This window comes from Rhodococcus sp. 4CII (genome assembly GCF_014256275.1).
Classification (GTDB): Bacteria; Actinomycetota; Actinomycetes; order Mycobacteriales; family Mycobacteriaceae; genus Rhodococcus_F; species Rhodococcus_F wratislaviensis_A.
Genome location: NZ_JACCFE010000001.1, coordinates 42403 through 54916, shown reverse-complemented (window position 1 = coordinate 54916; position 12514 = coordinate 42403). Strand labels below are relative to the sequence as shown.

At 66.5% G+C, this 12514-nt stretch carries 14 protein-coding genes; 2 read left to right on the top strand and 12 right to left on the bottom strand.

Going from position 1 to position 12514, the window contains the following annotated elements; all coding sequences use genetic code 11:
• Window positions 1–344: 344 nt before the first annotated feature.
• The 3 genes from H0B43_RS00255 to H0B43_RS00245 are packed head-to-tail and all read right to left on the bottom strand — an operon-like array spanning window position 345 to window position 1725.
• The gene (locus H0B43_RS00255) at window positions 345–1067 is read right to left on the bottom strand and encodes a 3'-5' exonuclease (protein ID WP_252190418.1); all 723 of its coding nucleotides are present in this window, start codon (window positions 1065–1067) and stop codon (window positions 345–347) included.
• Window positions 1064–1315 carry a hypothetical protein gene (locus tag H0B43_RS00250; protein WP_185730652.1) on the bottom strand — a complete coding sequence of 84 codons (252 nt, stop codon included), beginning with the start codon at window positions 1313–1315 and terminating at the stop codon, window positions 1064–1066. Before H0B43_RS00250 ends, H0B43_RS00255 begins: the two co-directional genes overlap by 4 nt.
• A gap of 38 nt (window positions 1316–1353) precedes the next feature.
• Window positions 1354–1725, bottom strand: coding sequence for a hypothetical protein (locus H0B43_RS00245; RefSeq protein WP_185730651.1), 372 nt, complete (start codon window positions 1723–1725; stop codon window positions 1354–1356).
• 268 nt (window positions 1726–1993) lie between these two features.
• Here H0B43_RS00245 and H0B43_RS00240 point away from each other — a divergent pair, with 268 nt between their 5' ends.
• Window positions 1994–2239: an AlpA family transcriptional regulator gene (locus H0B43_RS00240; RefSeq protein WP_005257276.1), complete on the top strand. Its 246-nt coding sequence runs from the start codon at window positions 1994–1996 to the stop codon at window positions 2237–2239.
• A gap of 308 nt (window positions 2240–2547) precedes the next feature.
• On the opposite strand, the gene H0B43_RS00235 is transcribed toward H0B43_RS00240, so the two are convergent.
• Complete coding sequence (locus H0B43_RS00235) at window positions 2548–3771, bottom strand: cytochrome P450 (RefSeq protein WP_185730650.1); 1224 nt, start codon at window positions 3769–3771, stop codon at window positions 2548–2550.
• A 262-nt stretch (window positions 3772–4033) separates the two neighbouring features.
• Here H0B43_RS00235 and H0B43_RS00230 point away from each other — a divergent pair, with 262 nt between their 5' ends.
• Window positions 4034–4813: a hypothetical protein gene (locus H0B43_RS00230; protein ID WP_185730649.1), complete on the top strand. Its 780-nt coding sequence runs from the start codon at window positions 4034–4036 to the stop codon at window positions 4811–4813.
• A gap of 148 nt (window positions 4814–4961) precedes the next feature.
• Here the strand turns inward: H0B43_RS00230 and H0B43_RS00225 are convergent, their stop codons facing one another.
• The 8 genes from H0B43_RS00225 to H0B43_RS00195 all read right to left on the bottom strand — a co-directional run bounded on the left by H0B43_RS00225 (window position 4962) and on the right by H0B43_RS00195 (window position 12238).
• Complete coding sequence (locus H0B43_RS00225; protein ID WP_185730648.1) at window positions 4962–5837, bottom strand: hypothetical protein; 876 nt, start codon at window positions 5835–5837, stop codon at window positions 4962–4964.
• Window positions 5834–6460, bottom strand: a complete 627-nt coding sequence (locus H0B43_RS00220; RefSeq protein ID WP_185730647.1) for a hypothetical protein — start codon at window positions 6458–6460, stop codon at window positions 5834–5836. The genes H0B43_RS00225 and H0B43_RS00220 overlap by 4 nt, the downstream gene beginning before the upstream one ends.
• 76 nt (window positions 6461–6536) lie before the next feature.
• Window positions 6537–7385, bottom strand: a complete 849-nt coding sequence (locus tag H0B43_RS00215) for a DUF6884 domain-containing protein (protein ID WP_252190417.1) — start codon at window positions 7383–7385, stop codon at window positions 6537–6539.
• Between the two features lie 88 nt (window positions 7386–7473).
• Window positions 7474–8028, bottom strand: coding sequence for a hypothetical protein (locus tag H0B43_RS41140; RefSeq protein ID WP_252190416.1), 555 nt, complete (start codon window positions 8026–8028; stop codon window positions 7474–7476).
• Window positions 7971–8708, bottom strand: coding sequence for a hypothetical protein (locus tag H0B43_RS41135; RefSeq protein WP_252190415.1), 738 nt, complete (start codon window positions 8706–8708; stop codon window positions 7971–7973). Before H0B43_RS41135 ends, H0B43_RS41140 begins: the two co-directional genes overlap by 58 nt.
• 207 nt (window positions 8709–8915) lie before the next feature.
• Window positions 8916–9995: an ADP-ribosylglycohydrolase family protein gene (locus H0B43_RS00205; RefSeq protein WP_185730646.1), complete on the bottom strand. Its 1080-nt coding sequence runs from the start codon at window positions 9993–9995 to the stop codon at window positions 8916–8918.
• Entirely contained in the window at window positions 9992–10162 is a 171-nt protein-coding gene (locus H0B43_RS00200; protein ID WP_005567710.1) for a hypothetical protein, read from the bottom strand. The genes H0B43_RS00205 and H0B43_RS00200 overlap by 4 nt, the downstream gene beginning before the upstream one ends.
• A 66-nt stretch (window positions 10163–10228) precedes the next feature.
• Complete coding sequence (locus tag H0B43_RS00195) at window positions 10229–12238, bottom strand: ADP-ribosyltransferase (protein WP_185730645.1); 2010 nt, start codon at window positions 12236–12238, stop codon at window positions 10229–10231.
• Window positions 12239–12514 lie beyond the last annotated feature (276 nt).

The window sequence follows — 12514 nt, the reverse complement described above, 5'->3', positions numbered from 1 at the left end:
GATGTTGCAACCCTTGGATTAAGTCCCACAAAGAAACCCGGTCGAGCCCTCTACCCTTTCGGGATTCGTTCAGGACCGACACATACATGTCGGGACGTGGCCGCACGGGTTGTCCCATCGGTCACAGGTAAACCATTCGCCATCCTCATGGAAGCGGTGTTTCTGCGGGATTCCCCGCGGGCCTTGGCAAGTGGGGCAAGCCCAGATCAGCGTGAGAGCACGGATCGCAGGGTAGGCGCCGCTGGTTCCCCACCCGCTGCGGTCGATCACATGAACGGTGCGGCGCGGAGTGTCGTGGCCGGAAGGTTTGGGCATGTCATCTTCTTTCAGGCGAAGGGGACGTGTCATCTATGCAGGTAAGAGCCCGGCCCCGACGGGGCTGCGCCAGCCGGGCAGGACGCGTCTGCGAGCAGTTCGCCGGAAGGGGTCGTAGCGACCGCGTCACAGCGGTGAGCGGCGTCTCGGCCGCAAGAGGGTGCAGGAGTGCCGGTAGGGCCGTCTGCGATGCCCTGGAGGACTGTGCGGGCGGCTTCTGCGTCGCCGCAGGCGCGGTGTGCACCGTCGAGTCGGATGTTCTTCTCGACGCCTTCAGCCTGGGAGCGCGTCACCATGACGCATCCCCACCGCTCCGCGTCGGCCAGGTGCAGGGGGTCGAGGCCGTGGCGGTGGCAGTCGTGCAGGATGCGACTCTGATCAAATGATGCGTTGTAGGCGAGTACGACCCGGTCCGCGGTGACCGCCGCGAGGGCGGAGAACACGGTGGGCCAGTCTGGAGCGCCGATGAGCTGGGCGGCACTGATGCCGTGTACGGCTGCCGCCGCGGGGTGAATCTGCACGTCGCCGGGATCGACGAGGGTGTCGAGGAGGACGGCGCCGGTGGCCGCGTCGATGACAGCCACCTCGAGGATCGATCCATCGAGGTCGCTGGTCTCGGTATCGAGGATGACCGCATGGCCCGGGGCGAGCATGCGCGTCGCCCATTCCCGGGGGCCGTTCTCTGCTGCGGTCATCGTCTCCTCCTCGGTGGCCATCGTGACGGCACCCTCCGACATGCAGTTCGGGGTCATCGGGATGCCTTCACCTCCTCGACGACGGTCACCCACTGGTCGGGGCTGTAGGGCACGGCGGCGGGGAATCCGTCGGTGACGATGGCGACGTGCACAGTGGTGGTGTTGACGCGGTCGATTTCGGCGACGGTGTAGTCGTAGAACTCGCCCGCGGTGAAGGGCTCTGGCCAGTCGGCATTGCGTTCGCGCACGACGTCGCCGGGGCGCAGGTCCAACACATTGCGGCTCCGGACGAGTTGATCGGTCATGGTTCCCCCTAGGTTGCTGGCATTACTGGCATTGCTGTTCAGCGCTCGGCGAGGCTCGCGGCCGTCCATCCGTCGACGAAGTCGGACATGATCTTGCGACCGAGCCCGTCGCCGACGGTCAGGCCTTCGAGAGCGCGGCGCACTACCGCACTCAGGGCAGGAGAAAGGGTCTCCCCCTCCGCGTGTGCGGCGCGTCCGACCTCGACGAAGTCGACGGGGCGCAACTTGGACGGATGGGTGATCCATCCGCCGTCAGGCGTGGCGTACCGCTCGGGCACCACTGGCAGCAGGACCACCGATGCCCGCGACCGCGTGACCACGGTGTAGACACCTGGGCGCACGGTCCACGCGACCAGGTCTCCCTTCGCGAACTCGATCGGACGCGTATTCAAATCTGCCGCCTGCGTCATTTCGCACCGTCTTCCCTTGGCGAGTTTCACCTTCGAACACTACCTTACATCGTCATGCTGTATTGTTGCAAGTATGCAGAGATACCACATACCCCAGACAGGAACGCTGGCGTTACATCCTCGAGCTGTAGGGTCTAGCGCATGGAACCCCCGCGTCACCGGACTGCGCCCGGCTGCAGGCCGCCCTGCACCGGTAAGTCGTCATCGTTCACTCGGCCGTACGTCTGCGATTCCGCGGTCCAGGCCATTACCTACGCGGAGATCTGAGATGGCCAACCCGAACAGGCTCACCTCGCAGGAGTGCATCGACCTGATCAAGGCCGAGTCCGGCACCGAGATCTCCGCCTCGACGTGGCGCTCGTATGTCGCCCGGGGGCAGGCGCCGGCCCCGGTCGAGAAGATCGGGCGAACGCCGCTGTGGAAGCGCGGCGAAGTCATCGAGTGGGCCAACAACAGACCTGGACAGGGCGCGCGCACCGATGTGCAGAAGCCTCGGCGCCGACGCTCAGAGTGATTGACGTTCGCCCGCATTCGATGTCACTGGAGTCAGGATTTTGCCCTGAACTGCACAGATGACATGCCCCCTGCCCCGCCGGCTATCTCTCCCGACCCCAGAACGCCCCCGTCCTCACTGAGAGGACGGGGGCGTTTCGGCGTTCGGAGACTCTGCCGCTAGACGATTCTCCGAAGTCGGATACCGGAGTGAGCGAGTGACACCGGTGACTCTTCGATGTCCCGTTGGGAGTCAGAGCGGAGGGGACATGCCATCTTCGCAGTTCAGGCTTCTTTTGCCCTGTGATCGAGGTGGCGCCTCGGGCACCGTCAGTCACGTGTCCGGACTGGAAGTGAATCGATGCCACTGATGAACGCGGAGAGCAGCAGTTCCGGTTCGCCCACCGCGTGGAGTGCGGGATGGGCGGTGAACAGTTCTTCGAGCATGACGCGCAGCTCCAGCCGTGCGAGGTTCATACCCAGGCAGTGGTGGATGTCTTTCGCACCGAAACCGAGATGCTTGCCGGCGTTCGCCCGGGTGATGTCGAACCGGCCCGGACCGTCGAAGATGCGTTCGTCGTGGTTCGCGGACAGATACCACACGACGACCTTGTCCCCCGCCGCGATATGGGCGCCGCCGAGCTCGGTGTCGACGGACGCGGTGCGCCGCATGTAGGGCACCGGGGAGGCGAAGCGGATCACCTCGTCGATCGTGTTGTCGATGTGGCCGGCGAAATCGGCGAGCAACAGTTCTTTCTGGTCGGGGTGCTCGCTGAGCAGATGCAGCGCCCAGGCCAACGCTTGCCGGGTGGTGTCGAAACCCGCCGTGATCAGAAGGATGACGAAGGAACCGAACTCGGTCGGTGTGAGGGTCTCGCCGTCGACCATCGTCGACACCAGCCGGGACGTCAGATCCTCGCCGGGATCCGCCTTGCGTTTCTCGCCCAGTTCGAGGGCGTATCCGTAGATCTGGCCGAGGCCGGCCGCGCCGCCGGGTGCGGTGACGAACTCCTGATCACCGCCTCCGGCGATGACGTCGGCCGCCGCGGCCAGGATCATCGGCCGGTCGCTCTCCGGGATCCCGAGCAACTCGCAGATCACCTGCACCGGTAACCGGGTCGCGACGTCGGGGACGAAGTCGAACTCGGCATCTCGGGGTAGGTCCGCGGCGATCTGCGCAGCGTAGCCGCGCACCCGCTCGGCGATGCCCCGCACCGAGGCCGCGGTGAACGCCGATTGCACGATGCCGCGCAGACGTCGGTGACGGGGGTCGTCCATGGCGATCATCGACATGGCGAACTCGAGGATCTCGGCCGGGACGTCGTCGATGGTGAAGCCCTTGGCCGAGGAGAAGACCTCCGGGTTCCGGCTGACCGCCACCACGTCGTCGTATCCGACGACCGACCAGAAGCCCGGACCGGCTGTTTCCGTGTGGAACTCGATCGGCGACCGCTGACGAAGCTCCTCGAACATCGCGCGGCGGCCCGCGAAACTGCGGTCCCAGAACGCCCGTGATGCGGGCGAGATGGCCTTTTCGGATGCAGAACCCGTCACCGGTCCCCCTCGGTCGGTCGTACATTGCCTGCGACCCTACTGGGGAAACAATGGTTCGGCGGCGGCATCGACACGAACAGAGCGCCCCAGAAGTGGTTGAGCGGGGACACGATCATCGGCGTGTCCGAGTTCTAGAAGCGGAGCTCAGCCCACATCTTTGACACCGGTTAGGCCACGCTGATCGGGCATCGCCGCAGGTCAATAGCTATCATCCAACAGTGCTCCGGCGGTGTGCCGGCGATGAATTGGGGAGGATCGACCTGTGACGTCGAGGGTTCGGCTCGGTGACCTGCGAGAGGTGCGCGATCATCCGTTGGGGGTGACCGAAGCGGGGTTTCGGGCCGGATTGACCCAGCCCGAAGCGTTCACCAGAGGTCGCGGCCCGTTTCCCGGTGATGCCGACAGCGTCCGGTCCGAGCGTGAACTGTTCGTCACCGCGCCGGACGACGAGGTGCTCGCGGTGGCGACGATCACCGGGGTCCGCGAGCACGACGGCGAACTCGTCGTCGACGGAGACCTGGTTGTCGATCACGAACGGGTGGGGACGCGGCTGCTGATACGCACCCCGGCCGAGAACGTGTTCTCCTGCGCGGACGAGGAATCGGCGTGGGCGGGCTCGGTCGAGCGGGCGCGGTGGGTCTACGTGCGGGCGCTGGTCGAGGTCGCAACGGTCAAGACGGCGTCCTACGACCGCCGGCTCGCGAGTGCAGATCCCGCCGCCGACCCCGAGGTGACCCTGGCCAATGCCGACGAGACGATGCAGGTGGTTCCCCGGTACGTGATGATCCACCGCAGCGGAAAGCTGCGGCTCGGCGGGCCGTACGCCGACACCGCGGACTGGGACGGCCACGTCGATCCCTGGACGGATTACGGGTACGTCGATTGCCTGCGCCTCGACGACGTCCTGGGCAGCAGCGGCGATCTCGATATCGACGTAATGCGGTCACTCACCTCACGTGCCGCCGCCGCGGAACTCCTCGAGTCATTGGGCTGGGACAAGGTCATCCGCCGATTCGTCGACGCCCGCACCCCTGCGAAGTAGTTCACCGGGAAGCCCGGTTTGCGCGTTGACCTGCCGTGATGACACGTCCCCCCGCACATCTGGGGTCCAGACGACTCGGCTGACGCGATCCTCGCCCACCACATGACGAAACCCAGCCTTGGGAGGGCCGGGGCTTCGTTATTCCAGGTCAGGCCTGACGCAGTTCCCTGTATGCAACCGTCCGGGTGGTGATCGTCTCGCTGAGGTCGGTAACCGCCGTGGCCGGCGTCGTCGGGGTGGCGGCCTGCGCGGTGACTAGACGCTCGATTCGCCCTGCGGACTGTTCTGCTCGTTCGGCACGCTCGGCGTCGAGCTGTGCAACGGCATCCGCGGCGGCGAGTTCGGCCGACAGCTGCGTTACTGCGGCGGCCGCGTCCCGCAACGCCTGAACTGCATCGGCGATTCGGGCGCACGACAGCACGTAGGTCTGGTCGTCCTCGGGCGCAAGGGCGCCGATACCGGATTCGCCTGCCGCGGTGATGGCGTCATGCAGCTCTGTGGCCGCGAGAACCCGGGAGCCGATGTCCCAGATAGCCGCCCGCAGGTCCACGTCGGTGAACAGACCTTCTCGCCACGCGCGGGAATCCTTGATCGTTTCGACGGTCAGGACAGCGTCACTCATGAGGGCGCGCACCTCGTGAGGTGCAGCGGCCAATTGGTTGCCAGTGATCTCGTTGGGCTTTCGCTTGTTCCTCACTGCACCGAGTGCTGTCACGGCGCCCACTGCAGCGACCCCAACGAGGAATGTCGCCGTGGTTGCGCCGGCCAGTGTCCAGAGAGCGTCGGAATGCTCGCTAAGGAAGCTCACCTCGACGTCCGCGAAGGCTGCCAGCGCAACCGTTGCCCCGGCAAACAGCAGCGGGATCGCCGTCAGAATGGTTCCGCCGATCGAGAGCAGGACGACGCCGAGCAAGACGCTCAGTAACCCGTCTTCCGCTGGGCGGGCCGGCGGCGGTTCGGATTCCTTCAGGACGACCGTGGACCAGTCCAGGGAGGTCGCCGCGATGCTGTTGTCTTCATTCATCCTCTTCCGCCTCCGTGTCCTCGCTGCGCCAGCATGCGGTCAGATACCTGCAGTCGGCTCTCTTCTCGGTGCAGCCGCCATTTCTGGGCGCCCGCAGCACCAGCAGCTATCACCATGACAGCAGCCATGAACACAATCGCAACGGTCGCGCCGAGGTCGTCCGTCGTGGTCTCAGGCGAGCGTTCCCCGGCGCTCATGCTGGCCACCAGCAGCAGCACGCCGAATTGGGCAATGGATCCGCCCATGAGCCACACGAGTCCAACTAACAGCGGCGGCATCCAGTGACGACGGTCGGGGCGGCCGGACGCGGCTCGCAGCTCGTTGTCCAGCGACCATGCGCGGCGTTTCGAGTACACGCTCGCCACCGCGAAGACCGTACCGACCAACACAGTTACCGCCAAGAAGGCGAGGATGGTTGTGGCGGACAGTCGTGCGCCGAAAAGCCCTGCCACCCCCGAGTAGAGGAACAGCAGGCCGTAGAGGGACACCAGCGACATGGCTGCGACCGTCGCCTGGTTCTTGGATCGATCCCCGTCACTCCAGCTCCGCACGACCCCCAGCAGCGGATACAGCGCCCCGCCCAGAAACGCCACCCCCAGAGCGAGCATTGCAACGATCAGCATTCTTGTCTCCTCCCTACCAAGACCGGGCATGAGTTGCCCGGTGGGCAATGTAGCGCGGCATACCCACATTTCTCGGTCATGCCGACTTCTGATGCAGGCCAATGCGGTCGAGACCTCCACCGGCGGCGATTCCTGCGAGACGCTGCAGCTGCTCGCCCATGCTGCGGCTGCCGGCCAGCGGAGTGCGGGCGTGCGGCCATACGGCGGTGACGATCCGGCTGTAGTCCCGCCCCGCCAGCACCACGACGTCCGGGGCGCCGAGGAGTCCTCGGTCAGCGGCCTGGGCGTGGACGGTGTCGGCGGTGACGGAACCCGGTCGGCCGAGGCGCATCTCGTACGGGGCGACGACTGTGTCGAGGTCGAGCAGGCCGTGCAGTCCGGAAAGTATGTGGATGCGCTCAAGAGGTGCCAGTCGGCGGGCAGCCTCTTGGCAAAGTCGGTGGTAGGAGCCGGTATAGAGGGCTCCAGCGGGGGCTGGCTCGCCGCGTTTGCGTCCACCACACGGCACGATCACCAGAGGCGAAGCCGCCGCCTCCTCGGTGACGGGGACGACGCCATGCGCGGGGACCGCTGTGACGGCCATGCCGTAGGCGACATGGCCGGCGAGGGTCCATGTCAGCCATTCCCACCCAGGTCGTCGGTGCAGTCCTGTGACGCCGCGGTAATGGGCTTGTGTGAGGAACGGCGTGTGCCACAGCAGCAAATCGGTATTCGGCAGACGCATCTCAATACCGTCGTGACGACGGAACAGGGTTGTGGTTGGGCCGACAGACAGCGGGATGCCGCCGTACTGGCCACCACCTTTGGGGCCGATGCCGGGACGGGAGAAGATCAGGCCTACTTCGAGAACCAGGTCCTTGCCCGGTTCCGGCGGGGTGAGAGTGGGGTCGTTGTAACTGAAGTGCGGGCGAATCATTGGGGGCATGGCGGAGTCCTTCCGGGGGCGGCGACGGCGGGAGGCCCGGGATGTTCCGGTTTTCCGCGACATGCCTGGGTCTGCTCTGGAGTGCGCACTACACGGCGGGTTCGAGGTCCTCGAGCTTGGCGCGGGTGACCACTGTCTGGTCCTGGCCGCGGAACGTTTCGTGGTCCTTGACGGTGGCGCGCAGGATCCGCACCCGCTGGCCGGGCTCGAAGTCGCGCAAGCCTGTGGCGAACCACTTGACCAGCCGGTTTCCCTCGGTCCGGAGAACCAGCAGGGTCTTCGCGCCGTAGTGGCCGGGAATGATGCGGGAGACGGTGACGGTGGCGTCGAGGTCGGTGACCTGGGCACCCTTCGGGGCGACGAAACCCGGGGCGATCGTGGCGCGTTCAGCCTCGTGCTGCTGCTGCCGGGCGTAGACCGCCACCAATGAGGCGGCGATACCCACCGACTTCGCCGAAACGTAGTCTCCGGCGAGGAGGGTCCGCAGGTTCATCCCGTAATCGCTGGCCTGGTCGACGGTCTCGACGGAGGCCAGGACGGCGTCGATCAGCTCGGGCTGCTCGGTCCGGATCCGGCGGGCCTCGGTCACCCCTTCTGCGAGTTCGCGGCGCAGCTCCTGGTTGCGGATGAACTGCAGTCCCACACCGCGGTCGCGATGGTGTCTGCGGTCGCGGGGATCTCGCGGTCGCGGGCCCGGGCGCGGGAGATGTAGCCGCGCCCGCCCTCGGAGAAGGCCAGCGCGAGGGCGATGGTGTCGAGCTTGTGCAGCGACCGATCTCCACGGGCTACCGGTTCGCCCCACTCCTCGCCGCCCAGGGCGGGAAGGTGCTCGTCCAGGTCGTATTCGAGGGTCCACAGTCCAGCGACCTTCACGCCGAGGAACAGGGTGATGCAGCTGGCGCCGACCTGCTTGATCTCGCCGGTGTCGGTGTGGCGCAGCACGTACAGCTTGGCGCGGCGGCGGAACTTGCCGCAGTAGTCGCAGTGCGGGGTGTCCGGTCGGGCCCAGCCGTCGAGGTTCTGCCCTGGTGCGCAGAAGGTCACGTAACCGGCTTCCTCCTCGACCAGGCGGGCGACGAACACCCAACCGTCGAATCCGATCCGCGGGGCGGACAGGTCCAGACGCACGCGTTCCTGTGCGGTGGTGATGCCGAGGGCGTTGGTCTCCTCGCGGGCGTAGGGGTCGAGAACGTAGGTGAACCGCTCGGCGATGTTGTTGCGCGCCAGGCGTGCATTCGCTTTGTCGATCTGCGCCAAGGCCTCGTGCAGGTTGCTCATCGACAGGTCATACATGGCGACTCCCCCGTTGTCTTCGTGGTTCATTCAAGAATCACTTTACAGCGTCACGATGCTATGTCAAACCTGGGGAAGTTTCTCCGGGCGGCGCGAGAAGTTCAACAGGTCAAACCGGCAGGGCGGCCGGGGTGGCGCCTAAATAGCGAAATACCCGCCGGCACAGGTCGTGCCGACGGGCAAAGCGCTGGAGCGAATCCCGATCAACGAGCTGGTGGCGGCTCGTCGATATCGCGTTCACCAGTGCAGACGACACGTCCCCTGACGTGCCGCAGCGGCGAGCTCCTCGGCGTAGCGGGGCTCGAAAGTCGGATTGAGTCCGTTCGCTGCCCAGTAGTCGGGCTCAGGGTGCGCAGAGCCGATGATTCCGCCGGCGATGCAGGCGATGGAGTCGGAGTCGCCGTTGCTCGTCGAGGCCCAGGCGAGGGCCTGGGGGCCGGTCAACGCGGGAGCGTCGCCGCCCGAGGCAGTTGCCATGTCGGCGACCAGGAGAGCGAGGGCTGCGGCACTGGCCGATTCCCAGCCTTCACCAATGCCGGCGCACGGGTCGCCGTAGCTTGTCGGCTCGACACCCTGCAGTCGGTCCCGGCTGTCCGCGGCGCGCATCAGCGCGTCGGCCACGTCGTCATTCAAGCCATCTACCAGGAAAGATGACACGTCCCCCGTGATTGGGGCGAGGACGTCCTGAAGGTAGCGGTCCTCGGTCCAGGTGCTGGTGCCGTTGTAGATCTGCGCGGCGGTCGTGAGGGCATGTTCGAGGAACCGGCCGCGCTGGGCCGGGGCCTGGCGGGTGGCATCGGCAAGCAGAAGCGCCGGGACGACGGCCCGGGGGTGCTTGTGGGTGATCACGGCCTGCAGAGCGGTCAAGCCCAACCAATACGGGTCGGGAGCGAAGGCGGTGGGGACCAGGCGCATCACGGCCCCGCAGCCGGCGGACTCGACGGCCCCGTCGGTGTCGTACCAGCGGGCGCCGGCGCGGAGGTTGCGCAGCGATGTCATGCAGGTGCGGCCCGGGGCGCGGGTGTTGTCGGGGTCGACCTGCCACAACAGGAACTGCCGGGTGATCGCGTCGGTAACCGTTTCGATGTCGGCGAAGTCGTGGACCTCGGCCAGAGCACGGTGAAGGGCAATGGTCATCTGCGTATCATCGGAGATCACCCAATGACCGGCCGGTGGGGCGACCGGATAGGCCGGCATCCGTGTGTAGCTGGTGAATTCGACCTGAAAGCCCCAGGCGTCGCCGGCGGCCAGGCCGGTCAGGGCGTTTCCGTAGCGGGCGAGCAGTGCGGTGTCGCTGCCGGCGGCAGGTGCGGTCACGGGGTCTCCCCACGCGACAGGGCGACCGCCGCGGAGCGGATGGTGACGATGTCCAGGAGGTCGAGGTCGGCGACGCGGCCGAGGTAGTCGGCGATTGCGTCGGGGGTCATGCCTTCGTCGAGGTGCCGGCGGATCTCGTCGAGCTGCTCGTCGTTGAGTGCGGCCATGGTGATGGTCCTTCCCTCGTCGCCCCTTCAGGAGGGGACGTGTCATATTACCTGGTAGGTGTAGGTTTACGCGGCCTTGGTCGTGGAGCCGCCGGTGCCGTCGTCGGCTTCGGCGACCAGGTCTTCGGCGACCATGTACACCGTCGGCCGGCCGCTGATGCCGTGGTGGTCGACCTTCACGCAGCGCAGGTGGGTGCCCATCGGGAGAACCACCTCGTCCTCGGAGGAGTAGCTCGAGATGGACTTGACCGGAAGCCCGTCCCGGGTGCGGACGACCATCATGTACGGCGGGTGGCCGGCGAAGTTGTGCGCCGTGCCGTGGTTCGTGGAGAAGCTGGTGACCTTGCCGATCTCCATCCGCGACCCGACGGTGAAGGCCGAGTCGATGTACTCCTCGGTGGTGCCCTTCCACCCGCTCGGGACCTGGGTGCCGCGAACCAGTGTCATCGGTTGTTTGTTCGGGTTGTGCCCGCGGAACTTGTCGAATGCTGAGTCCAGCTGGGACACCACGGTCTTGATGTGTCCGGACGGGTTCGCGTCGCGGCCGGTGATGGCGGCGTTGATCGAGCGGTAGCTGCCGCCGGTGTAGGTGGTCAGTGCGCTGCGTTCTTTGTAGCTGAGCATCTTCTGCACGAATTCCGCGTTGGAGGTGGTCAGCGCGCCGATGTTCGAGGTCTGCACGTGCCCGCCCGGTCCGGTCGTAAATCCCCAGGCCTTCAGGTCGCCGGCCCGCTGGGCGATCACCGGGTAGTCGTCGGCGGTTTCCTTGCCGTAGGCGCGTATTCCGCTGCGCCACAAGCTGGCGTGTTTGTCGGCGCCGAGGCTCTGCGGTGGGATGTCGTGGTCGAAGTGCGGGATGGTGCCTCCGCCGACCGTCTGGGTTCCCAGTGCGCGCCGGTGCGCCTTCGCATAGGCGGCGTCGGCCTCGGCCTTGGTTGCGCCGACGGCAAGTGCCTTCACACGGGCCTGTTCGCCGGCCTCGACCGCGGCCTTCTCCTGCATCGCACGACGGTGCCGCTTGATGCCGTCGTGGATGTCCGCGCGGACGGGGCCGCCGCCGACCGAGTCGGTCAGCTTATCGTGGGCCTCGGCCATCTCCTCGTCGATCGTCGCCTGTTGAGCGGACGGTGTGGAGGCGTGGCCGTCGACTGCTCGGCGAGCCACGACGAGGGCGACGTCTCCCTTCATGGCGTGGGCTTGCTTCTGCATCTCTGTGGCGTTCGCGGGCAACGGATCGGGCCCGGTCATGACGGGGATGCGGTTGGCCTTGGCCAGGGCATCGTTTTTGCCGTGTGCCTGGGCAACCGGGTGGTAGGCGTCGCCCTTGCGTTGCAAGATGACGAAGTCCGAGGATCCGCGCCGGTAGATGGCGGTGCCGCCGTCGAGGAGACGCCCCTCGACTTCGGTGACACCGGATCCGCTTTCCATCGCGATGGTGCCGGCTTTGTAGATGCTCGTGTCCCGGGGAGCCGACGCCAGGGCGGGCTGGCCACCCTCGGAGAGCGCCTGCGTCGCTTCAGCTGCGGCGCGGCGGTTGAGTGATCGGGCGATCGCATCGACCTCGTCATCCGAGAGCGACGCGTAGTACGCATCGCGCTCGGCGCCACTGGCCATGTCGTCGCGCATCCCGAACTTCGCGGCTGCCAGATCTTCCCGGGCCTCGACCTGCCGGCGCTTGGCGTCGATATGCGCCTGTTTGGCGTCGTCGAGGTCCTTCTGCTTCGCTGCGACGTCGAACGATGAGCCGGTGCCGTCCTCGACAGCCTTCTTTGCCTTCCTCAGTCGGGCCCGAATCCGGTTGACCGCCTTGCGGGCTTCCTCGGCCTCCGCGTCGGCGTCGGTGACGCGTTGCTCGGCTTCATCGAGAGCGGCCTGCGCCGAAGTGATCTGCGAGCCGGCCAGCTTCGCGCGCTCGGCCTCAGCATGGGCGATCAGCAGTTTCGCCGACGGCGGGTTCGCGTGCACACTCGGCATCGGGGTGTCCCCCAGCACCGACTGGTCGATGCCCAACGCGGCCATCAGTTCCGGCAGGATGCTCGGTGGTGCCGATTGCACCGCGGCGGCTGTCTCGACCATCCCTTGCTCTTTCAGGTGGTCGACGACCTTCTTGCGGGCGTTGCGGCCGTGCCGGCGGTTCGCGTTCGCTTTCGCTGCGGCACTGTAACTACCGCACCCCGGGCACCGGCGGGCTCCGTGTGATTTCGAGCGACACATGAGCGCAGAGTACTGCGGAGATGACATGTCCCCTCCTCCCTGGGTCGATATGTCGGAAACTGATCGCTAGTCGTGCGAGAACCGGGCGGCAGGACCACGTGGTGATGTCTATGGGTTCACTGCTGTTGGTCCGGCTTC

Excerpts from the sequence above, each read along its gene's own strand:
- H0B43_RS00255 (WP_252190418.1), bottom strand. The coding sequence starts at position 1,067 with ATGACCCCGAACTGCATGTCGGAGGGTGCCGTCACGATGGCCACCGAG.
- H0B43_RS00250 (WP_185730652.1), bottom strand. The coding sequence starts at position 1,315 with ATGACCGATCAACTCGTCCGGAGCCGCAATGTGTTGGACCTGCGCCCC.
- H0B43_RS00245 (WP_185730651.1), bottom strand. The coding sequence starts at position 1,725 with ATGACGCAGGCGGCAGATTTGAATACGCGTCCGATCGAGTTCGCGAAG.
- H0B43_RS00240 (WP_005257276.1), top strand. The coding sequence starts at position 1,994 with ATGGCCAACCCGAACAGGCTCACCTCGCAGGAGTGCATCGACCTGATC.
- H0B43_RS00225 (WP_185730648.1), bottom strand. The coding sequence starts at position 5,837 with ATGAATGAAGACAACAGCATCGCGGCGACCTCCCTGGACTGGTCCACG.
- H0B43_RS00220 (WP_185730647.1), bottom strand. The coding sequence starts at position 6,460 with ATGCTGATCGTTGCAATGCTCGCTCTGGGGGTGGCGTTTCTGGGCGGG.
- H0B43_RS00215 (WP_252190417.1), bottom strand. The coding sequence starts at position 7,385 with ATGCCCCCAATGATTCGCCCGCACTTCAGTTACAACGACCCCACTCTC.
- H0B43_RS41135 (WP_252190415.1), bottom strand. The coding sequence starts at position 8,708 with ATGAACCACGAAGACAACGGGGGAGTCGCCATGTATGACCTGTCGATG.
- H0B43_RS00200 (WP_005567710.1), bottom strand. The coding sequence starts at position 10,162 with ATGGCCGCACTCAACGACGAGCAGCTCGACGAGATCCGCCGGCACCTC.
- H0B43_RS00195 (WP_185730645.1), bottom strand. The coding sequence starts at position 12,238 with ATGGTCGAGACAGCCGCCGCGGTGCAATCGGCACCACCGAGCATCCTG.